This is a genomic window from Aureimonas psammosilenae (assembly GCF_009176975.1).
Taxonomy (GTDB): domain Bacteria; phylum Pseudomonadota; class Alphaproteobacteria; order Rhizobiales; family Rhizobiaceae; genus Plantimonas; species Plantimonas psammosilenae.
In genome coordinates this window covers 340,792-359,916 of sequence record NZ_WEZG01000004.1, presented here as the reverse complement: position 1 = coordinate 359,916, position 19,125 = coordinate 340,792, and the positions used below count along the sequence as shown (strand labels likewise).

18 protein-coding genes are annotated in these 19,125 nt (G+C 66.7%); 5 read left to right on the top strand and 13 right to left on the bottom strand.

Annotated features, from left to right (window positions below):
* Window positions 1–35 precede the first annotated feature (35 nt).
* From F9929_RS10445 to F9929_RS10435, 3 genes are all read right to left on the bottom strand, one after another.
* Window positions 36–2,114 carry a prolyl oligopeptidase family serine peptidase gene (locus tag F9929_RS10445; RefSeq protein ID WP_152046494.1) on the bottom strand — a complete coding sequence of 693 codons (2,079 nt, stop codon included), beginning with the start codon at window positions 2,112–2,114 and terminating at the stop codon, window positions 36–38.
* Between the two features lie 233 nt (window positions 2,115–2,347).
* Window positions 2,348–3,868, bottom strand: a complete 1,521-nt coding sequence (locus F9929_RS10440; protein ID WP_152046493.1) for an ABC-F family ATP-binding cassette domain-containing protein — start codon at window positions 3,866–3,868, stop codon at window positions 2,348–2,350.
* A 259-nt stretch (window positions 3,869–4,127) separates the two neighbouring features.
* Window positions 4,128–5,765: a GMC oxidoreductase gene (locus F9929_RS10435; RefSeq protein ID WP_152046492.1), complete on the bottom strand. Its 1,638-nt coding sequence runs from the start codon at window positions 5,763–5,765 to the stop codon at window positions 4,128–4,130.
* Window positions 5,766–5,849: 84 nt separating this feature from the next.
* On the opposite strand from F9929_RS10435, the gene F9929_RS10430 reads away from it, so the two are divergent.
* The 4 genes from F9929_RS10430 to F9929_RS10415 are packed head-to-tail and all read left to right on the top strand — an operon-like array spanning window position 5,850 to window position 8,450.
* Window positions 5,850–6,317, top strand: coding sequence for a DoxX family membrane protein (locus F9929_RS10430; protein WP_152046491.1), 468 nt, complete (start codon window positions 5,850–5,852; stop codon window positions 6,315–6,317).
* Window positions 6,314–6,769 carry a cupin domain-containing protein gene (locus F9929_RS10425; protein WP_152046490.1) on the top strand — a complete coding sequence of 152 codons (456 nt, stop codon included), beginning with the start codon at window positions 6,314–6,316 and terminating at the stop codon, window positions 6,767–6,769. Before F9929_RS10430 ends, F9929_RS10425 begins: the two co-directional genes overlap by 4 nt.
* Complete coding sequence (locus F9929_RS10420; protein ID WP_152046489.1) at window positions 6,766–7,701, top strand: SMP-30/gluconolactonase/LRE family protein; 936 nt, start codon at window positions 6,766–6,768, stop codon at window positions 7,699–7,701. The genes F9929_RS10425 and F9929_RS10420 overlap by 4 nt, the downstream gene beginning before the upstream one ends.
* On the top strand, window positions 7,689–8,450 hold the full coding sequence (locus F9929_RS10415) for a VOC family protein (RefSeq protein ID WP_152046488.1): 762 nt from the start codon (window positions 7,689–7,691) through the stop codon (window positions 8,448–8,450). Before F9929_RS10420 ends, F9929_RS10415 begins: the two co-directional genes overlap by 13 nt.
* 3 nt (window positions 8,451–8,453) lie before the next feature.
* Here F9929_RS10415 and queC read toward each other — a convergent pair whose 3' ends face one another.
* The 10 genes from queC to F9929_RS10365 all read right to left on the bottom strand — a co-directional run bounded on the left by queC (window position 8,454) and on the right by F9929_RS10365 (window position 18,562).
* The gene (queC, locus tag F9929_RS10410; RefSeq protein WP_152046487.1) at window positions 8,454–9,167 is read right to left on the bottom strand and encodes a 7-cyano-7-deazaguanine synthase QueC; all 714 of its coding nucleotides are present in this window, start codon (window positions 9,165–9,167) and stop codon (window positions 8,454–8,456) included.
* A gap of 24 nt (window positions 9,168–9,191) precedes the next feature.
* Window positions 9,192–9,791 (bottom strand): Uma2 family endonuclease, encoded by a 600-nt coding sequence (locus F9929_RS10405; protein WP_193227693.1) that lies wholly within the window; start codon window positions 9,789–9,791, stop codon window positions 9,192–9,194.
* 79 nt (window positions 9,792–9,870) lie between these two features.
* Window positions 9,871–11,535 (bottom strand): bifunctional phosphoribosylaminoimidazolecarboxamide formyltransferase/IMP cyclohydrolase, encoded by a 1,665-nt coding sequence (purH, locus tag F9929_RS10400; RefSeq protein ID WP_152046485.1) that lies wholly within the window; start codon window positions 11,533–11,535, stop codon window positions 9,871–9,873.
* A 77-nt stretch (window positions 11,536–11,612) separates the two neighbouring features.
* The gene (locus F9929_RS10395; protein ID WP_152046484.1) at window positions 11,613–12,005 is read right to left on the bottom strand and encodes a GFA family protein; all 393 of its coding nucleotides are present in this window, start codon (window positions 12,003–12,005) and stop codon (window positions 11,613–11,615) included.
* Between the two features lie 87 nt (window positions 12,006–12,092).
* Window positions 12,093–12,287: a hypothetical protein gene (locus F9929_RS10390; protein ID WP_152046483.1), complete on the bottom strand. Its 195-nt coding sequence runs from the start codon at window positions 12,285–12,287 to the stop codon at window positions 12,093–12,095.
* Window positions 12,288–14,024 (bottom strand): heparinase II/III family protein, encoded by a 1,737-nt coding sequence (locus tag F9929_RS10385; RefSeq protein ID WP_152046482.1) that lies wholly within the window; start codon window positions 14,022–14,024, stop codon window positions 12,288–12,290.
* A 125-nt stretch (window positions 14,025–14,149) separates the two neighbouring features.
* Window positions 14,150–14,845 (bottom strand): NADPH-dependent F420 reductase, encoded by a 696-nt coding sequence (locus F9929_RS10380; RefSeq protein ID WP_152046481.1) that lies wholly within the window; start codon window positions 14,843–14,845, stop codon window positions 14,150–14,152.
* A gap of 84 nt (window positions 14,846–14,929) precedes the next feature.
* A complete protein-coding gene (locus tag F9929_RS10375) occupies window positions 14,930–16,339 on the bottom strand; it encodes an RsmB/NOP family class I SAM-dependent RNA methyltransferase (RefSeq protein WP_407922220.1) in 1,410 nt (469 codons plus the stop codon).
* Window positions 16,273–17,256, bottom strand: a complete 984-nt coding sequence (gene htpX / locus F9929_RS10370; RefSeq protein ID WP_152046479.1) for a zinc metalloprotease HtpX — start codon at window positions 17,254–17,256, stop codon at window positions 16,273–16,275. Before htpX ends, F9929_RS10375 begins: the two co-directional genes overlap by 67 nt.
* A 73-nt stretch (window positions 17,257–17,329) precedes the next feature.
* Complete coding sequence (locus tag F9929_RS10365; RefSeq protein ID WP_152046478.1) at window positions 17,330–18,562, bottom strand: AGE family epimerase/isomerase; 1,233 nt, start codon at window positions 18,560–18,562, stop codon at window positions 17,330–17,332.
* 74 nt (window positions 18,563–18,636) lie between these two features.
* Between F9929_RS10365 and F9929_RS10360 the strand changes: the two genes are divergently transcribed.
* The gene (locus tag F9929_RS10360) at window positions 18,637–18,855 is read left to right on the top strand and encodes a DUF1674 domain-containing protein (RefSeq protein WP_210251324.1); all 219 of its coding nucleotides are present in this window, start codon (window positions 18,637–18,639) and stop codon (window positions 18,853–18,855) included.
* Window positions 18,856–19,125: the final 270 nt, after the last annotated feature.

The window sequence follows — 19,125 nt, the reverse complement described above, 5'->3', positions numbered from 1 at the left end:
GCCGAAGGCGATGCCCTCGAATGGCTTGCCGGCCCTCAAATCTCGCGCGCGGTTTCCCAGCCGATCGCCCGGCGCAGAAAAGCGAGACCGAGCGCGGCGAAGGAGGCGATTTCACGGTTGTCGCGGCCCGCGCCATGGCCGCCGCCTTCCTGCTCGAAGAGATGCGCGTCGTAGCCCATCGCCTGAAGCTTCCTTGCCATCTTGCGGGCGTGGCCCGGATGCACCCGGTCGTCGCGCCGCGTGGTGGCGATCAGGATCGGCGGATAGGGCCGGCCCGGCTCGGCGACATGATAGGCCGAGATGGCTTGAAGGAAGGCCCAGTCCTCGGCGACATCGGGGTCGCCATATTCCGCGATCCAGCTCGCGCCCGCCAGAAGCTTGTGATAGCGCCGCATGTCGATGAGCGGCACGGTGCAAAGCAGCGCGCCGAAGCGCTCGGGGTAGCGCGTCAGCATGTTGGCGATCAGAAGCCCGCCGTTGGAGCCGCCTTCCGCCGCCAGCCGCCCCGGCCGCGTGACGCCGCGCCGCACGAGATCGGCGGCCACCGCCGCGAAGTCGTCGTGGCTCAACGCCTTCTTTTCGCGCCGTCCCGCCTCGTGCCACCATGGTCCGAACTCGCCGCCGCCGCGGATATTGGCGACCACCGTCGTACCGCCCTTTTCCAGCCAAAGCCGGCCGAGACCCGCCGAATAGCCGGGAATGTTCGACACCTCGAAACCGCCATAGCCCGACAGGTGCACCGGCGCTTCGCCCGTTTCTCCGGGCGGGCCGATCTGCACATAGGGAATGCGCTCGCCGTCCACCGACACCGCGTCGTGGCGCGTCACGACGAGGCCGCTCGCATCGAAGGCGGGACGCGCGCGCTTCAAAACGGCGGGGGCTGAAGCGCCAAGGCTGAGATCCGACAAGGTCGGCGGCGTGATCGGGTCCTGCGCATGAACCAGAAGATCGCCCGCGTCCTCCTCGTGGCTCTCGTCCAGCGACCAGACCGAAACGCTGCCGATTTCCGGCAGGCCCGGCAGGCTCCCCTCGCGCCAGTCCTTGGCCGGATCGAACACCGGAAAGCGCGCCTTCAGATCGTCGAGAACCGACAGGACGAGCCGGCCCTTCGACCAAAAGAAATGCTGGAGCGCGCGGCGCGGCTCGGGCTCGAACAGAAGGTGGAAGCCCCGGTCGCCGTCGAGAAAGGCGTCGAGGCCCAGACCCAGAACGCTGCCCGAGGGAAAGGTGCGCTCGCCCACCGTCCAGTCTTGCCTGGGGCTCAAGGCGACGTGATGGTCGTCCCAATAGATGGACACGTCGCTCGGCACGTCGATCTTCCGTTTCGGGCCGGTGCGGTCGCCGAGATGGATCTCGGCCTCGAAGAAGCCGGTGCGATCCACGAAGATGCACCATTCCTCCGCGCCGCGCCGATGCACCTCTGCCCCCGCCACCATGCTGGTTTCGGGCACCTCGAAGATGACGGGGGCGCTCATCGGGGCCTCGCCGCGCCGCCAAAGCCGGACGGTTCGCGGATAGCCGGAACTCGTCGCCATCCCCTCCCCGAGGGGGCTCTGGAGCAGCACCGTGTCGCGGTCGAGCCAGTCGATCCCGGACTTGCCCTCCGGCAGGACGAAGCCGTCCTCCACGAAGCGGCGCGAGGCGAGGTCGAACTCGCGTAAGGTGACGGCATCCCCGCCCCCGCGCGACAGGCGGATCACGGCGCGGTCGTGGTGAGGAGCACGCGAATGGGCGCCGGCCCAGGTCCAGTCCGCGCCTTCCTCTGCCGCCAGCGCGTCGATGTCGAGCAGCACCTCCCATTCCGGCTCGGCGGAGCGGTAGCTCTCGGTCGTCGTGCGCCGCCAAAGCCCGCGCGGATGGGTCTCGTCGCGCCAGAAGTTGTAAAGGAGCCCGCCGCGCCGGGTGACGTAGGGGATCTTGTCGGCCCGGTCGAGCACGGCCGCCAGCCCGTCGCGATCGGCCTCGAAGCGCTTGTCGGCCAGAAGCGCCAGCGTCCGGGCGTTTTGCTCGCGGACATAGCGCAGCGCCCGCTCGCCCTCGACCTCCTCCAGCCAAAGATGGGGATCGTCGTCGGGCGCTTGAAGCGTCGGGCGAGGATCGATGGCGTTCGACATGAAACACTCCGAGGCGGCGGTCGCGGACGACATGGGGTCTTTCCGCCCCAGGGATAGAGCGTCGTGCGAAAGGTTGGACGCATGCTGCCTTGCGCTTTTGCTTCGAATCCTTCGGCGCTCGCCTGCGACTGTCGCACCGCTACGACCTTGTCGATCCCCTCGGCCTCGAACCAAAATCCCCTCGGCATCATCGCGCCCGACCTTCCGCACGACGCTCTAGACCCGCACGCCCGTTACGTCACGCCCGTTGCTGCCTGGAAGAAGGCATGGGGCCCGTCGACTTCCACGAGGCGGTTCCGGTCGATCCACCAGAAGCGGTTGGCGACGGTTTCCACGAAACGCCGGTCATGCGACACGAACAAACAACCCGCCTCGCCCGCCATGATCTCGGCTTCCAGCGCCTCTTGGCCCTCAATGTCGAGATGGTTGGTGGGCTCGTCGAGAAGAAAGAAGTTCGGTTGTTCCAGCCGAAGGATCAGCATCGCAAGGCGTGCCTTCTGCCCGCCCGAAAGGGCGGCGACGTTCCGGTCCTGCCGTTCCACCGAAAAGCCGGCGCCGGCCAGAAGCGAGCGGAGGCGGTCGTCACCAAGGCTGAACCGCCTGCCGATGGCCCTCCACGGCGTTTCGCCGGGTGACAGATGACTCAGCGACTGGTCGCAGATGCCGGGCACGATCGAGGGATTGCAGCGCAGGTCCTCGCATGTCTCCCCTCTCGTGGCACGGGCGACGAGCCCAAGAAGGCGCGACTTGCCGGTGCCGTTGGCGCCCAGAAGCGCGATCCGGTCACCGGGCGAGATCCATTTGCGCCCCGTCGCGAAGAGCGCGCGCCCGTCCGGCGTCGATACGAGAACGTCCTCCAGCGCCAGGAGAACCTTGGCCTCGGTGGCGCTTTCGGCAAGGCGGATGCGGCCGGCCGAGGCTTCGCGATGGGCCGGGCGCGCCGCCGTTTCGATGCGGCTTGCCCGTTCGCGCAACTGTTTGGTCTTCACCGTCAAAAGGTCGGAGCCGGAATTGACGCCGATATTGTGGAGCTTCGCCGCCTGCCGGCGAAGGAGCGCGGCCTGGCGCAGATCGCTTTCGTGACGCCGGGCGGTCGCCGCGTCCCGCTCGGCGAGGCTCATCCGCGCCGCCGAATAGGACAGCGTGAATTCCGGGGACGCGTCGCGGCGCAGAAACAGCGTGCGGTGGGTGACGGCATCCAGAAAGGCGCGATCATGCGAGGCGACCACCACCGCAAGGCTCGGAGCCAGCGCCTTCATCCAGCGCTCCAACTGGCCGATGCGGGCGAGATCGAGATGGTTGGTCGGCTCGTCCATCAGGAGAACGTCCGGCTCGCTCGCCATGGCTCTCGCCAGAAGCACCATGCGCTGCCAGCCGCCGCTGAGCGTTCCGAACGGACGGCGGCTCAGTTCGGGCGGGATCTGGAACTCGTCGAGGCCGATATCGGCGCGCCATTCCTCCCATTCCCGGCTTTCGGGGGCCAGCGCGCTCAAAACGACCTCGCGCGCCGTCAGGGGAAGCAGCGCGTCGTCCACCTCCTGCGACATGAGCGTGACGCGGGTGTTGCGGGCATAGCGAAGCGCCCCTTCCGTCGGCTGGGCCGAACCGGCAAGGCAGCGCAGAAGGGTGGATTTGCCTTGCCCGTTGGCCGCGACGAGACCGAGCCGGTCGCCCTTGCGGATATCGAGATTGAGATTTGCGAACAGCGGCGCGCCCAGCGTGATGCCGAGCGAAGACAGGGAGATCAGGGACATGGTGTCGTCTTCCACGACTTCCGGCCGACGCATGAAGGTCAAGGCGCGAAAGCACATGCTCAAGGGATGAGCCGATCGGGAAGAGGACGCCTCCGCGTCCGTCGTTCGATCAGCCCTGCAAACGCATCTGCAGGGCGAAAACGGGGCCGCGCTGGCGGTGATGCCTGAAATACGTCACTCGGGGCCCCTTTCTTGGTTCGGATCGAAGACGGACCGAGGCTAGTTCAGCTTTCGCTGTGACGCAAGCGCCGCCCGTCCCTTACGTCACGCCCATCGACACCGCGCTGGCGCCGCCCGCCACTTCCATCCGCCCCGCGCCGAGGCGGTCAGTGATCACGTCGGCGACGCGCAGCGCATTGGCGATGATGGTGAGGGTCGGATTCACCGCGCCGATGGACGGAAAGAAGCTCGCATCGGTGACATAGAGATTATCGAGTTCGTGCGCCTTGCAGTTCCGGTCGAGGACGCTTCGCGCGGGGTCCTCGCCGAAGACGAGGGTTCCCGCCTGATGCGCCGTGCCACCGATCGGCGTGTCCTTGCCGAGATAAAGCGTGCGGTCGAGAAGATGCGGGTGGATATCGGCCTTGTCGCAGATGTCGCGCAGCTTTTGCCGAAGGCGCTTGTGCGCTTCCATGTTGGTCTCGGTCAGGTCGAGATGCACCTGCCCGTCGCGGTAGAAGATGCGATTTTCGGGTTTCGCCAAATCCTCCGAGGTCAGCCAGAAGTCGATGGAATGCTTGGCCATCCAATCGAAGGGCTTTTCGGGAAACCATTGCAGAAAGGCCGGCAGCCCTTCCGCCTCGATCTGCGTGCCGTCGGATTTGCCGACCATCTGGATATGGCCGAGCGGAAACTCCCAGTCGTTGGCGGGGCTCTTGTCGTGGCCGTGATAGAAGTCGTTGAGGCCGAGCGTTTTCTGGAACTCGGTCTCGTTCGGCTCCTTGGAAATGGCGAGAACCGTCGCGTTGTTGTGGCGCATGTAGTTGCGCCCGACGAGGCCGGAGCCGTTGGCAAGGCCCTTGGCATCGCCATCCACCCCTGAGCGCAGAAGCAGCAGCGCGGAGGAAAGCGCGCCGCAGGCCACCACCACGATATCGGCGGCCAAACGATGGCGCTTGCCCTCGATCACCACCTCGACGCCCGAAACGCTTTTTCCGCCAGCGTCCGTCAGAAGCTTCTCGGCATAGGCGTTCTTGAGAAGCGTGAGGTTCGGATAAAGCTTCAACGCCGGATCGACCGCGATCACCTGCGCGTCCGCCTTGCCGTTGGTGAGGCTCGGATAACCGTCGAACGGGTCGCAGCGGAGAAGCGCCGATTCCGGCGTGGCATTCCCCTTCTCGTCTTGGGTCAGAAGCGCGCCCATCGGCAGGTGGAACGGGTGGAGGCCTTCTTTCTCCAGATCGTCGGAGAGCTTCTGGATGCGCGGCTCGTGCCGGATCGGGGGATGCTTGTAGGGCTTGCTTGACCACGGCTCGGTCGGGTCCTCGCCGCGCCGGCCGCGCACCTCGAAGAATTCCTCCGCCGCCTGATAATAAGGCTCGAACTCGTCGTATTTCACCGCCCATTCCGGCGACAGACCGTCGGGATGGCGGATGCCGCCGAAATCCTCTTCGCGCAGGCGAAACAGAACCGCGCCATAGACCTTGGAATTGCCGCCCACGAAATAATGCAGCCCCGGCTTGAAGCTCTGGCCGTCCGAGGACATCCAGGTCTCGTCGGCCTGATAGCGCGCCTTGCGAAACACGGCGTCCGTGTCCCAGTTCGCCTTCTCGCGCTTCAGGTAATCGCCGCGCTCGACGAGGAGGATGCGCTTGCCCGTTTCGGCGAGCTTGGCCGCCATCGTGCCGCCGCCCGGCCCGGACCCGATCACGATCACATCGAAGCGTTCGTCCTGCATCACCTAAGCTCTCCGTCCAACGGGGCGTGAACGAAAGGCGGGCGAGCCGCGTTCCTCGGACCTCGACAAGGAGCTTGGCCCGCCATGGAGATCGTGATCGCGTTTTTGATCCGACTGATCCTCGTTCTCCTGTTTCTTCCCTTCAGCGCGGCCGACAAGATCGTGAACTTTTCCGGTGCCGTCAGTCAGGCATCGGAACTCGCGCCGAGCCGGGGCCTCGCCAAGCTTTTGATCTTCACGGGGCTGACGGTCGAGATCGTGATGTCGCTCGGGGTCCTCACCGGTTTCTTCGATAAGGCGGCGGCGCTGATCCTCGCGCTCTATTGCATGGCGACCGCCGTCCTTTGGAAGCGCTTTTGGGCGACCGGCGACTTCGCCTTCACGGGGCCGAGCCGTGGCCGCGAACTGATGTGGGACTTCTGGAAGAACTTCGCGCTCGCCGGCGGCTTTCTCCTCATCACCTTCGGCACCACGGCCCGCACGGTGGACGCCTTCTTCGCCGACCCGCTCGGCTCGACCCATCCTTATTCCATCACGGAGACCGCCCCATGAGCGAGGCCGGCGAGAAACCGAACGTGCCCTATTGGCACCTTTACACCGATGCGGACGGCATCAGCCGGCAGAAGCGTTGCGCGATGACGGAGTTCGATCTCAAAAGCATGAAGCCGCCCGCCGCCCCCCAATGGCAGGGAGAGAAGCACCATGACGGCATGAGTGTGATGGTGACGGTGCAGCCCGTCGGCTGGACGGGGCAATGGCACGAGAACCCCGCGCCGCAATGGATCATCCCCCTTTCCGGCCGCTGGTTCGTGGAATCGATGGACGGCACGCGGGTGGAAATGGGGCCGGGCGAGATTTCCTTCGGCGAGGACCAGAACTGCAGGACGGTGGAGGAGACCAAGACCGGTCACCTTTCCGGCACGGTCGGCGACGAGCCGGCGGTTCTGATGGTGGTGCAGTTCGATACCAAGCGGGACGAGACCTCCCCCTGCCGCTTCCGATGAGCCGCCCCCTTCCCGCCCCGACGGACGTCCGCTTCGAGGCGGCTGACCCCGTCTTCAAGAGCTACATCCTCGGCAACGCGCAGATGGAGTGCCTCGCCGAGGGCTTTCGCTGGATCGAAGGCCCCGTCTGGATGGGCGACTGGAACTGCCTCCTGTTTGAGGACATTCCCCGCAACCGCACGATGATGTGGCGCGAAGCGGAAGGCGTTTCGGTCTGGCGCGAGCCCTCCGACTACAGCAACGGCCTCGCCCGCGACCGGCAGGGCCGTCTGATCGCCTGCTCTCATCGTGGCCGCTGCATCACCCGCACCGAGCACGACGGCTCGGTGACGCTCCTTGCCGACCGCTTCGAAGGCAAGCGCCTCAACGCCCCGAACGACGTCGTGGTGAAAGGGGACGGCACGATCTGGTTCACCGACCCGCTCTACGGAATCCTCAGCGATTACGAGGGCGGTCGCCAAGAGATCGAGCAGCCGCCGGCGCTTTACCGCTTCGACCCGCGCGACGGCTCGCTCCAGTCGATGTCGCGCGATTTCGATGGGCCGAACGGCCTCGCCTTTTCGCCGGACGAGCGCCGCCTCTACGTTTCAGAGACGGGCGACCAGCGGCAGGAGAACCCGGTCCAGGTCTTACGCGTCTTCGACGTTTCCCCGGACGGCGCGCTGTCGAACCTTCGGGACTTCTACAAGGTCGAGCCCGGCTATACGGACGGGCTGGCGGTGGATACGGATGGCAACATCTGGTCGAGCGCCGAGGACGGCGTTCATTGCATCTCGCCGGAGGGCAAGCTTCTCGGGCGCATCTTCACGCCGGCCCTCGTGTCCAACCTCTGTTTCGGCGGCAGTCCCTACCGCAACCGCCTGTTTCTCGGCGTGTCGCACTCGCTCTACGCGGTCTATCTCAACCGGCGGGGCGCGCGATGGCCGGGTTGAGGATTGCCGCCATCCGCCTGATGTCGCGCGAACCGCAGGCGCTCGCCGCGTTCTTCGCCGAAGCGCTTGGTTTCAAGTGGAACAATGCTGGCGGACTCCACCTCGGTGAAGAGCGCGTCGAGATCGAGCGAACGGAGGGCGCACCCACCCCGGCCGACCTCGTTTCGAACGACACGCGTTTTCAGCATTTCGCGGTGATCGTGTCGGACATGGACGCCGCCTATGTTCGACTGCAGAGCGTGAAAGGTTGGACGCCGATTTCGACACGGGGCCCGGAGCAGCTTCCGCAAGCGTCCGGCGGCGTCACCGCCTTCAAGTTCCACTCGCCGGAAGGCCATCCGCTGGAGCTTCTGCAATTTCCCGAAGGCAAGGCCCCTGCGCCCTGGAACGCCCGCAGCGGCCTTCACCTCGGCATCGACCATTCCGCCATCGGCGTGTCCGACACCGAACGCAGTATCGCCTTCTACACCCGCCTCGGCTTCACCCTCGCCGCCCGCCAGACCAATCGGGGCGCCGAACAAGCGCGGCTGGACGGTCTTGTCCTCGATGATCCGGCCGTCGAAGTCACCTCCCTCACCCCGCCGGGCAGCGCCCCGCCCCATCTCGAACTCCTCTGCTACCGCCGCCCCGAAGCCATCGCCTCACCTCCGGCAGAGGAGAAAAGCATCGCCGCAACCCGCCTCATACTCTCCGGTATGTCGGCACCGGTGCGCGATCCCGACGGCCATCTTCTGCTGCCTGATGGATAAAGTTCAGCGTGCCGCGACGAAGGCTTCCCAGCCCTTGGCGCGAAGGTCGCAGGCCGGGCAGGCGTTGCAGCCATAGCCCCAGGGGTGGCGGTGCTCCCGGTCGCCTTGATAGCAGGTATGGGTTTCCTCGCAGACGAGATCGAGAAGGCTTGTTCCCCCGAGCCGTTCGGCGAGCGCGAAGGTTTCCGCCTTGTCGATCCACATCAACGGCGTGTGGACGACGAAGCGGCTTTCCATGCCCAGATTGAGGGCGAGTTGCATCGCCTTCATCGTGTCGTCGCGGCAGTCGGGATAGCCGGAATAGTCCGTTTCGCAGACGCCGGTGACGAGGCGCCTCGCGTCCCGCCGATAGGCTAGCGCCGCGGCGAAGGTGAGGAACAGGAGATTGCGGCCGGGCACGAAAGTGTTCGGCAGACCGTTCTCCTGCATGGCGATGGCCGCATCCTTGGTCAGCGCCGTGTCGGAGATTTGGCCGAGAACCCCCATGTCGATGAGGTGATCCTCGCCGATCTTCGCGCCCCACGCGGGAAAGTCGCGCCGCAGGCGGTCGAGGATGCGCGGGCGCACATCGAGTTCCACGCGGTGGCGCTGGCCGTAGTCGAAACCGACCGTCTCGACATGGGCGAAACGGTCCAGCGCCCAGGCAAGGCAGGTGGTGGAGTCCTGCCCGCCCGAAAACAGGACGAGCGCGGTGTCGCTCGCACCGGTCATGGACATTGCTCCCCTTTCGTCGATCTTGCGTCAGCGCGTGGCATTCACGACCCGCAAGCGGGGTCGCTCTTCGGGGGTCAGCGTGTCGTAGATGTCGGCAAGGCTCAAGGCCGCGCCGATCTCTGGCATCGGAACGATCTGGTCGAGGTCGTCATATCGCTCGGTCGTCCAATCGCCCTCCGACGCGCGGCGATAGGTTTTCACCGAAACCACGTCGGGATCGATGAAGACGATCACCCTCGTGCTCGGGAGGCTTTGATACTCTTCGAGCTTGTCCGTCACGTCGATCGCGGACTTTCCGGGCGAGGAGACTTCAACGAGGATGGTTGGAACGGAGGCTTCGAGCGCCTGCGAGTCCGGCGGCCCGCAATCCACCACCAGATCGGGATAGCGGATGGAGTCGGGGGTGGTTCTGACGGCGGTGTCGCTGGCTGTCGTCCGGCATCCGCCACGCTTGGCCTGAGGGCTGAGGGAAACGAGGATATTGCTCGCCACAACCGCCTGGCTTTGTTTTGCTCCCGCCATCATACAGACGGGCAGGCCGGCAACCAGTTCATAACGCTCCGATCGGTCCCGAACCCATGCCAGGAACTCGTTTGCCGACATCGGCTGGAGATTGGGGACAGCCATCGGAACAGCCCTTCGACTTGGCACCGCTACAGGATAGCGGCAGGGACGGCGGCGCACAAACGCCGCCGCCATCCCCCGATCAATGCCGGAAATGGCGCATGCCGGTCAGCACCATGGCGATGCCGTGGGCGTCGGCCGCCGCGATGACGTCCGCGTCGCGCATCGAGCCGCCGGGCTGGATCACCGCCGTCGCGCCGGCTTCCACAGCCGAGAGAAGGCCGTCGGCGAAGGGGAAGAAGGCGTCGGAGGCGACCACCGAGCCGAGCGTCAGCGGCTTGACCTCGCCGGCAAGCGCCTGTCCCGCCGCCATTTCGCGTCCCGTGCCTTCCGCAAGCATGGCGCGCGCGGCGTCCTCGGATTTGCGGGCGGCGATGCGGGCGGAATCCACGCGGCTCATCTGCCCCGCCCCGATGCCGACCGTCGCGCGGTTCTTGGCGTAAACGATGGCGTTGGACTTCACGTGCTTGGCGACGCGGAAGGCGAAGCGCAGATCCGTCATCTCGGCCTCGCTCGGCTGGCGCTTGGTGACGACGCGAAGATCGAGATCGTCCACGACGCCGTTGTCGCGCGACTGGACGAGAAGCCCGCCCGCGACCGAGCGCACCGTTTGCCCAAGAGCGCGCGGGTCCGGCAGGCCGCCGGTGAGAAGAAGGCGGAGGTTCTTCTTGGCGGCGACGATCGCCATCGCTTCCTCGTCCGCGTCGGGGGCGACGATGACTTCGGTGAAGATTTCCACGATGGCTTTCGCGGCCTCGGCATCGAGCTTACGGTTCAAGGCGACGATGCCGCCGAAGGCGGAGACCGGGTCGCAGGCGAGAGCTTGTTTGTAGGCTTCGAGAAGGTTTCCCCCTTCCGCGACCCCACATGGGTTGGCATGCTTGATAATGGCGACCGCCGCCGTGCGGTTCGGGTCGAACTCGGCGACGCATTCGAAGGCGGCATCCGTGTCGTTGATGTTGTTGTAGGACAGGGACTTGCCCTGCACCTGCCGGGCGGAGGCGACGCCCGGGCGCTTGTCGCCGGTCACGAAGAAGCCGGCCGTCTGGTGCGGGTTCTCGCCATAGCGCAGCGTTTCAGCGAGACGGCCCGCGAAGCTCACGTGACGCGGCGCGTCATCTTCAACTACGCCGGCAAACCATTGCGAGATCGCCGCGTCATAGGCGCCGGTGCGGGCAAAGGCGCGGGCCGCGAGACGCCGGCGGAGCGGGAGCGTCGTCTCTCCGTCGTTCTCCCCAAGGGCCGCGAGGATTTCGGCGTAATCGGCGGGGTCCGTCGCGACCGTCAGATAGGCGTGGTTCTTGGCGCTGGCGCGGATCATCGCCGGCCCGCCGATATCGACATTCTCCAGGATATGCCCGAACTCGGCCCCGGAACGCATCACCTCCTCGAACGGGTAGAGGTTCACGACGAGGATATCGATCGGCTGGATGGCATGATCCGCCATGGCTTGTCCATGGGCCGCGTCGTCGCGGATGGCGAGGAGGCCGCCGTGGACGAGCGGATGGAGCGTCTTCACGCGCCCGTCCATGATCTCGGGAAAGCCGGTCAGGTCCGACACGTCCTTGACGGAAAGGCCCGCCTCAGTGAGCGCCTTTCGCGTGCCGCCGGTGGAAACGAGCTCGATTCCGTGCCCGGCCAGAGCCTTGGCGAAATCCACGAGGCCTGTCTTGTCGGACACCGACAAGAGCGCGCGCTTCGGCCTCACGCGGTCCGGAACGGGGGTGAGGTTCGCGGCGACGGCCATGACGACGGTTCCTTGTAGCGGTTCAGGCTTCGGCCGCGTGATAACCGCCACAAGGAACCGCCGCAACGAAGAAGACTCTATTCCTCGAATCGGGTCGTCGCATCCCGGTCGCGCTCATGATGGCGCGCCAGCGGAAAGGGCGGCATCCAGGCTTCGCGGCGCACCGTCCAAAGCTCGTAGGTCGGGGTCAATTGGTCGGGCGCGTCGAGAGAGCCGAGATTGACCACGACCTCGTCCCCTTCGCGGGCAAAGACGGGCGAGCCGCAGCGCGAACAGAAGCACCGCCCTTCATATTCGGCCGCCTCGCCTTTCACCGTCACCGCCCCGACGGGAAAGATCGCGGACGCGTGAAACAGCGCGCCGTGATGCTTGCGGCAATCAAGGCAATGGCAAAGCCCGACGCGATAAGGTTGCCCCGAAGCCTCGAAGCGGATGTCGCCGCAAAGGCAACCGCCCATGAACCGGTCCATGCCGCCGTCCCTCCACGTCCCGCGAACGGGGAATGGCCCGTCCCGAACGCACAGCGTGAACCGAACAAGGCGCGGCGTCCAGAGGCCTCACAAACCGCCGAGCGGCGCCTGGACTCGTTCGGGCTCGGCTGCGGGCTTTTGCGGCTCGCGCCCCCGGCGGAAGGGCTCGGTCTTGGCGGAAAGGTCGTCCAGCGTATTGGGCAACACGCCGACGGCGCGCGTCATGCCTCCGCAGCCGGCCAGGATCGCCAGAACGAGGAGGATGAGAAGCGCGCGGGTCATCTATCCTGCGTTCTGGCGCGCCATTGCGTCGGCCGTGGGGCATTTCCGGCGGATGAAGGACCATGCGACGTCCTGCCGCCGACGCGGATCGAAGCTCAAAACGATCTGCACCGAGCGGCGCGGCCCGGCCGGATCGGCCAGGAACATGCCGTCTTCGATGGCGACCGCGCTGTCGGCGTGGAAGCTCCAGCACTCAGGCCCAGCCGACAGGACGACGCTTTCCCCTTCGCGCCGGACGGCGACGTCGGGATGAAGATGGAAGCGGATCGCCGCATTCGCCCGCTCGCCGGCGCCCAGCCCGCGTGGGCTCCCCGCCAGCCGGTCGACGCCCTCGATGCGATCGCCCCGGCGCGACAGGAACACGGTGCGCTCGTGGGTCAGGCCGAAGCGGGCGGCGTAGCCGTCGTGCGAGGCGAGGATGCCCATGCCGTCGCTCGCGTCCTCGCGGCTCGCCGGCACATGGGTCGGCCCGGCGATCAGGGGCTGGCCGAGAAGGCGCTCGATGGTGCCCGTGGTCTCGAAGCGCGAGGAGGAATGGTCGGCGAGCGTCAGCGTGGAATGAGCCGCCGTGGTGCGTGCCAGGCGGCGCATGTCGGCGCTGGAGCCCTGCGGCGCGCCACAATTGACGACGAAGCGATGGCTGCCGGCCGAGAACTCGAAGGCGAGCGTTCCGGCATGGGCGTTGCCCGAGAAGCTCAAAGGGGGCGGCGCGCCGGTATCGGCGATCAGCACCGTGCCGCCGGCCGACAAGCGCTGGTAGCCGCCCTGGCGCGCATGCGAGATCGGCTCGCCGAGCGTCGGGTCGTGGCGCATCAGCGTCGTGACGAGATGCGCATCCACGGTGCCCGCGCCGTTGAAGAGCGCGAGCGCCCCGTCGCCATGGCGAAAGAAGCGCAGCATCGGCAGCATGCGGTCCACCGCCGTGACGAGGCTCTTGGGAACCGGCTGGTTCTCGTTTTCCAGAAGCCGCGCCAGGGGCAGAAGCTCGGCGAGGATCGTCACCGCGGCGGCGGGATCGCGCGAAACGTGGACACCGTCGGCAAAGACCTGCCGGTCGAGTTCTTCCGCCAGAAGGCGGGACGCGAGGCGAAGCTGGGGCGTGCCCGATTGAAGGGACAGCGTGCCGGCAACGAGCGCGATGCGCGCCAGAAGGCGCGGCAAGCCGTCCGGCGCTTCGGGCGCGGCCTGGCGCAGGAAACGAAGCTGGCCGGCCAGCGACTTCAGGAAGCGGCGGCGAAAACCCTGGTCGGCGCGGTGGAGCAGGAGATCGGAATGGGCGAGCCAGGACAGGAGACGGCGCGCCGCGACATCGGCGTCGTGACTGACGGCGCGGGGCTTGGAGCCGACGAGGCGCATCCAGTCGGACACGAGAATGCGCGCATTGGCGCCCGCCAGCGCGTCGCCGGCCGCTTCCAGATGGCGCAGCCATTCGAAGGAGTGCAGTTCGACCTGCCAGCCGCGCGAGGGAGCCGAAACGAGGAAAGGCGAGCGCCCACCGGTTTCCATGGTGCGATTGGCCAGACGAAACGAGCCGCCATAGATCTCGGCGGCAAGCCGCGGATCGCCCTCAGTCAGCCGGCCGGGAATGACGGGCAGGGTTTCGGGCGCGACCCCCGCCAAGAGGAGGCGCGCGAACAATCCGGTGCGGGCCGCATGGCGGGCGCGACGGGAGGCTTCGCTGAAAGCCAGCCGCAGCAAGCGCGGCTGTCCGGCAAGATGTGCCGCCACGAGTTCCACGGTCGCTTCTCCGCTCCCTTGTCAGCGCCGCTTCGGCGCATGGCCCAACCGGTCCCCGAGGGGAAGCCGGCCGGATCATCATGCGCCATCATGGTAAACGGAATGCTAAAGGGATTTGCGATGCGTCAGGCGGGGTTGGCAAGCGTTCCGGGGCTCTGGTCGGTGGCGCGCCATTCGGCCTTGCGCTCCGGCGAGGCTTCCTGAAGGGCGCGGGAAACGCCCGCCGCGTCGAGATCGGTACCGTAGACAGGCGTCGCGGGCTGCTGGCGCCAGGATTCGGCGATCGAACCGGCGTCCACGGCGTCGAAGCCGAGTTCTTCCACCAGCGCCAGAACCTTCGCCTTCTTGGCCGCGTCATCTCCGGCGACGGGCAACGCAATGCGTCCGGCCGTGCCCTTCGGCTGGCCTTTGCCGAGAAGATGGGCGGCGGCGATGTTGTTGAAGGTCTTCACCACGGGGCGGCCGAGTTGGCTTTCCACCCAGGCGCTTTCGGTGAGCCCATTCTCGATCTCCGCGATGCGCCCGTCGCGGTGGCGCGGATAATAATTGTTGGTGTCGATCACCACGACATCCTCGCCCACGCCTTCGAAAAGCTCGCGGCCGAGTTTGGGCACGTTCACGAGCGGGATCGTCACCACCACGATCTCGCCGGCTTGCGCCGCTTCACGCGCCGTCGCGGCCGTGACCTTGTGCTCTTCGGCGAAGGTTTTCAGCGTTTCGGGACCGCGCGAATTGGCGAGCGTCACGTCGTGGCCGAGCGCGGCGAGGCGCTGGGCCAGAGCGCCGCCGATATTGCCCGCGCCGATGATGCCGATCTTCATGGGTTCTCTCCTGCCGTCTACCGGTCGGGGAGAGCTATGGTCGGCGACCCTTCCGAAAAAGGCCCGAAAAAAGCGAACGAAGCGTCACCCTTGCCGGACGAGCCGCGCGGCGAAGAAGCCGTCGAGGCCGGAAAGGCGCGGGTCCTCTGGGTTGGGCAGCATGGAGGGCAGCGTGCGCAGCCGCCCTTGCGCGTCGATCGCCCATTCGAGGCCGGGCAATTCATGACGCTCCACCGGATCGAGGCGGAAATCCGGGCGTTCACGGAGGAAAGCCTCCACCATCGCTTCGCCCTCAGTGGGGTCGATCGAGCAATTGGAAAAGACGATCCGCCCGCCCGGCCGCACCAGCCGCGCGGCGGCATCCAGAAGACGGCGCTGCACCACGGCCAGTTTGTCCACCTCTGCCGCGTCCTTGGTGAAGGAAACGTCGGGATGGCGGCGGATCGTGCCGGTGGAGGAACAGGGCGCATCCACGAGCACCGCGTCGAAGAGCTCATCCGGCTGAAACGCGGCCGCGTCACTGAGGACGGTTTGCGCTGAGAGCTTCAACCGGGCGAGATTTTCCTGAAGGCGCTTCATCCGGTTGGCGTTCTGGTCGAGCGCGGTGACAAGCGCGCCGGCCTGGGCGAGCTGCGCCGTCTTGCCGCCGGGTGCGGCGCAAAGGTCGGCGACGCGGCAGCCGCGCACATCGCCGAAGAGCCGGGCTGGAAGCGCAGCGGCGGCGTCCTGCACCAACCACTGACCTTCCCCAAATCCCGGCAAGGCGGAGACCGCCATCTCCAGCGAGGCGAGGCGTACCGTGCCGCCGGGCAGAACATGCCCGCCGAGCTGGCGTGCCCAGCCCTCGGGATCGGATTTGACGGTGAGGTCGATCGGCGGGGGCGTCAGATGGGCTGCCGCGATGGCGTCGGTCACTGCCTCGCCATAGGCGGCGAGAAGCCGGGCGCGCAGCCATGGAGCGAGGTTCTCACCGGGGTTCGGGCGGGCATCGGCCTTTTCACGCGCCAGCCGGCGCAGAAGCGCGTTGACGAGCCCCTTGAAGCGGCGGTTGCGCGGATCGCTTTCCGCCGCCGCAACGGCGAGATCTACGGCGGCCGAATCCGGCACGTCGAGATACAAGACCTGCGCCGCACCGACATGGAGGCAATGGACCAGACCTCTCGCGCCTTCCGGCAGGGGCCGTTCCAGACGCTCGGTGATCAGCCGCTCGATCGTGCCGCGATGGCGAAGCGCGGACAGGAGGATAGCCCGTACCAACGCTTGATCGCGGCCTTCCAGCGCCCGGTAGCCGGGATGCCCGCCTTTCGGGTCGAGAAGGCCGTCGAGCGAGGTTCGGGCATCCACCACCGCCGACAGAAGCTTGGCGGCGACGAGGCGCGAGGCGAGGCCCGCGCGCTCAGGCGCGGGCGCGGCTTTCACGGAATGACTCAACCCCAGGGCCCCCGGCTCTGGCCATCGCTCTGGCTCTTGTTGCGATCGAGGCCGCGCGACCAGGGTCCCCCGGCCGCATCGTCGCTTCGGATCGTCTGCGTCGGCGCCATGCCCGGCATAAACCGCCCGTCCCCGCCTCCGCCGCCTATCGCCAAAAGCGCGTCGATGCGGTTCTGCGTGTCGGGATGGGTGGAGAACAAGCTGTCCATGCGCTGGCCGCTCAAGGGATTGACGATAAACATATGCGCGGTCGCGGGATTGCGCTCGGCTTCGGCATTCACCAGGCGGCCCGAGGCCTGCGCCAGCTTGGCGAGCGCTGAAGCGAGCCAGGCCGGGTTGCCGCAGATTTCCGCGCCGCGCCGGTCGGCGGAATATTCGCGGGTGCGCGACACCGCCATCTGCACGATCATCGCGGCGAAGGGCGCGACGATGACGCCGAGAAGCATGCCGATCATCCCCAGCGGATTGCCGCCATTGCCCCGGTTGCCGCCGAAAAGATAAGCGAAGTTGCCGAGCATGGAGATCGCGCCGGCCAGCGTCGCGGTGATCGTCATCACCAGCGTGTCGCGGTTCTGCACATGGGCGAGTTCGTGCGCCATGACGCCCGCGACCTCTTCCGGCGTCATGATCTGCAACAAGCCGGTGGTGGCCGCGACGGCGGCGTTCTCCGGGTTGCGGCCGGTGGCGAAGGCGTTCGGCTGGTCCTGCTGAATAACGTAGACACGCGGCATCGGCAGGCCGGCATTGGCGGCGAGCCGGGCGACGATGCCGTAATATTCTGGCGCGGTGCGCTCATCCACCTCCACCGCATGGTGCATGCGCAGCACCATCTTATCGGCGTTCCAATAGGCGAGGAGGTTGGTGATCGCCGCCACGACGAAGGCGACCATCATGCCGCGCGGGCCGCCGACGAGAAATCCGAGCCCCATGAACAAGGCCGTCATGGCGGCGATCAGCATGGCCGTCTTCACGGTATTCATGGGGCTCCGGTTCTCCGTTGGGTTCTCACGCGGGAAAATGTTTCACGTGAAATGGTGTCGGGTGCCTGTGCCTTCAACGCGGCGGGGTGACGACCCGCGTCAGGCTGCCCGTCGCGGGATAAAGCGGGATCAGCACGGCCTGGAGCGCGTGGTAGAGGTCGGGAAAGCCGTGGAACAATCGGTTCTGCGGGCGAAGGTCCTCGGAAAGTTCCGGGCGCCAGCCGCCCGTCGCCGGGTCGATCAGGTGCCCTTCCGCGAACTCCCAAGCGCGGCGATACCATTCCTCGTGGAAGTCGCTCGGTCGGTGCTCGGCCAGATAATGCGCCGCGCCGATGGCTTCCGCCACGGGCCACCAGAGCTTCTCGCGCATCGCCGGGTTGTTCTCGAAGTCGGTGGTGTAGAAGAAGCCGCCATGGGTCTCGTCCCAGCCCCAGCGCACGGCGTTGGCGAAGAGGCGCTCGGCGCCATCCACCATCCAGCCATGACACTTGCCGCCGGCCAGCCAAAGCTGAAGCAGAAGGCGGGCCCATTCCAGCCAATGGCCGGGCGTCATGCCGGCCGGGCGGAACATGGTGTCGCCGGTGAAATCGCGGTCGAGCGTCCAATCGGCAGTGAAATGTTCCGGCACGCGCCATGCGAGGCCGGCCGCATGGCGCTCGATCAGAAGCCCGGCGATGCGCTCGGCCCGTTCCAGATATTTCGGATCGCCCGTCGCCTCATGGGCCGCCATCAGGGCTTCGGTCAGATGCATGTTGGCGTTCTGGCCGCGATAGGATGACAAGGGCGACCAGTCGCGCGCAAAGCCGTCCACGGCCGCGCCGCGATCCTCTTCCCAGAAATGCTCGTCGAGAAGCCGGTCGACCTCTTCGAAGAGCGCCGGGCCTTTCGGATGGGCGGCGGCGCTGGCGCTGGAAGCGGCCAGAAGCACGAAGGCATGGCCATAGGCCTGCTTGGTGTCCTCCACCGGCCCATCTTCCGCCACGCTCCAGAAGAAGCCACCATGCTCCTCGTCGCGGTGGCGGTTCAGAAAGGCGAGGCCGTGATCCACGAAGCGCTCGCCCGAGGATCGCCCGAGAAGCTTGGCGATGGAAAAGCAGTGGATGTTGCGGGTGACGTCGTGGAGCGCGCGCGGCCAGCCCGCCGTTCCCGTCAGCGCCCTTCCCTGCCCGTCCAGCGGAAAGAAGCCGCCGGCCGGGTCGAGGGCGTTCTCCTCGAACAAGGCGAACAACTGGTCGGCCGCCCGCTCCAGCCGTTGCCGGTGCGCCGCCGACTTGCGGAACGGCACGTTCCCCTTCGCCTCGTCCATCGCCTTGGGCCTTTCGCCTTGAATCCTCTTTCGCCCGCTTGCAATTCGGCCCCGGCGATCCGATGTCCAGTGAAATGAGCGAAGACACCCCGGACCGCACCACTATTTCTCCCCTTTCGACGCCCCCGCGCGTCCTGTCGCCGGCCGCGGCCCGCGCGCTGGCGGAAGCAGAAGCCCGCCGCCTCGTCGCCGAGGAAGAGCGTGAGCGGCCCCGCGAGATCAACGGGCGCCAGGGGCCGGAGCCGACGCGTTTTGGCGATTGGGAAAAGAACGGCATCATTTCCGACTTCTAGAGGGTGTTACGGACCTTGGACATGTGTTGTGCTGTGCGGGCTTGGCTGCCGGGTAGGAGCCTGAGGCAGCCGGTAGCGGGGCTACCGGCAAGGATGGCGACGCACTCCGGCAGCCAAGCCCGCACAGCCCGAAGGGTCGGGTGAGCGAGGTCATCCGGGGCGTCGGCCAGTCGAACCAAGACGGAAAGTCTTGGATCGACTTCCCTCCTACCGGACTGAACCTCGCTGACCCGACACAACACTTGCCCAAGATACGTAACACCCTCTAGG

Coding starts and splice junctions, on each gene's coding strand:
- purH (WP_152046485.1), bottom strand. CDS start 11,535: ATGGCCGTCGCCGCGAACCTCACCCCCGTTCCGGACCGCGTGAGGCCG.
- queC (WP_152046487.1), bottom strand. CDS start 9,167: ATGTCCATGACCGGTGCGAGCGACACCGCGCTCGTCCTGTTTTCGGGC.
- F9929_RS10425 (WP_152046490.1), top strand. CDS start 6,314: ATGAGCGAGGCCGGCGAGAAACCGAACGTGCCCTATTGGCACCTTTAC.
- F9929_RS10420 (WP_152046489.1), top strand. CDS start 6,766: ATGAGCCGCCCCCTTCCCGCCCCGACGGACGTCCGCTTCGAGGCGGCT.
- F9929_RS10390 (WP_152046483.1), bottom strand. CDS start 12,287: ATGACCCGCGCGCTTCTCATCCTCCTCGTTCTGGCGATCCTGGCCGGC.
- F9929_RS10395 (WP_152046484.1), bottom strand. CDS start 12,005: ATGGACCGGTTCATGGGCGGTTGCCTTTGCGGCGACATCCGCTTCGAG.
- F9929_RS10430 (WP_152046491.1), top strand. CDS start 5,850: ATGGAGATCGTGATCGCGTTTTTGATCCGACTGATCCTCGTTCTCCTG.
- F9929_RS10380 (WP_152046481.1), bottom strand. CDS start 14,845: ATGAAGATCGGCATCATCGGCGCGGGCAATATCGGCGGCGCTCTGGCC.
- F9929_RS10365 (WP_152046478.1), bottom strand. CDS start 18,562: ATGGACGAGGCGAAGGGGAACGTGCCGTTCCGCAAGTCGGCGGCGCAC.
- F9929_RS10405 (WP_193227693.1), bottom strand. CDS start 9,791: ATGGCTGTCCCCAATCTCCAGCCGATGTCGGCAAACGAGTTCCTGGCA.
- htpX (WP_152046479.1), bottom strand. CDS start 17,256: ATGAATACCGTGAAGACGGCCATGCTGATCGCCGCCATGACGGCCTTG.
- F9929_RS10415 (WP_152046488.1), top strand. CDS start 7,689: ATGGCCGGGTTGAGGATTGCCGCCATCCGCCTGATGTCGCGCGAACCG.
- F9929_RS10435 (WP_152046492.1), bottom strand. CDS start 5,765: ATGCAGGACGAACGCTTCGATGTGATCGTGATCGGGTCCGGGCCGGGC.
- F9929_RS10445 (WP_152046494.1), bottom strand. CDS start 2,114: ATGTCGAACGCCATCGATCCTCGCCCGACGCTTCAAGCGCCCGACGAC.
- F9929_RS10360 (WP_210251324.1), top strand. CDS start 18,637: ATGAGCGAAGACACCCCGGACCGCACCACTATTTCTCCCCTTTCGACG.
- F9929_RS10440 (WP_152046493.1), bottom strand. CDS start 3,868: ATGTCCCTGATCTCCCTGTCTTCGCTCGGCATCACGCTGGGCGCGCCG.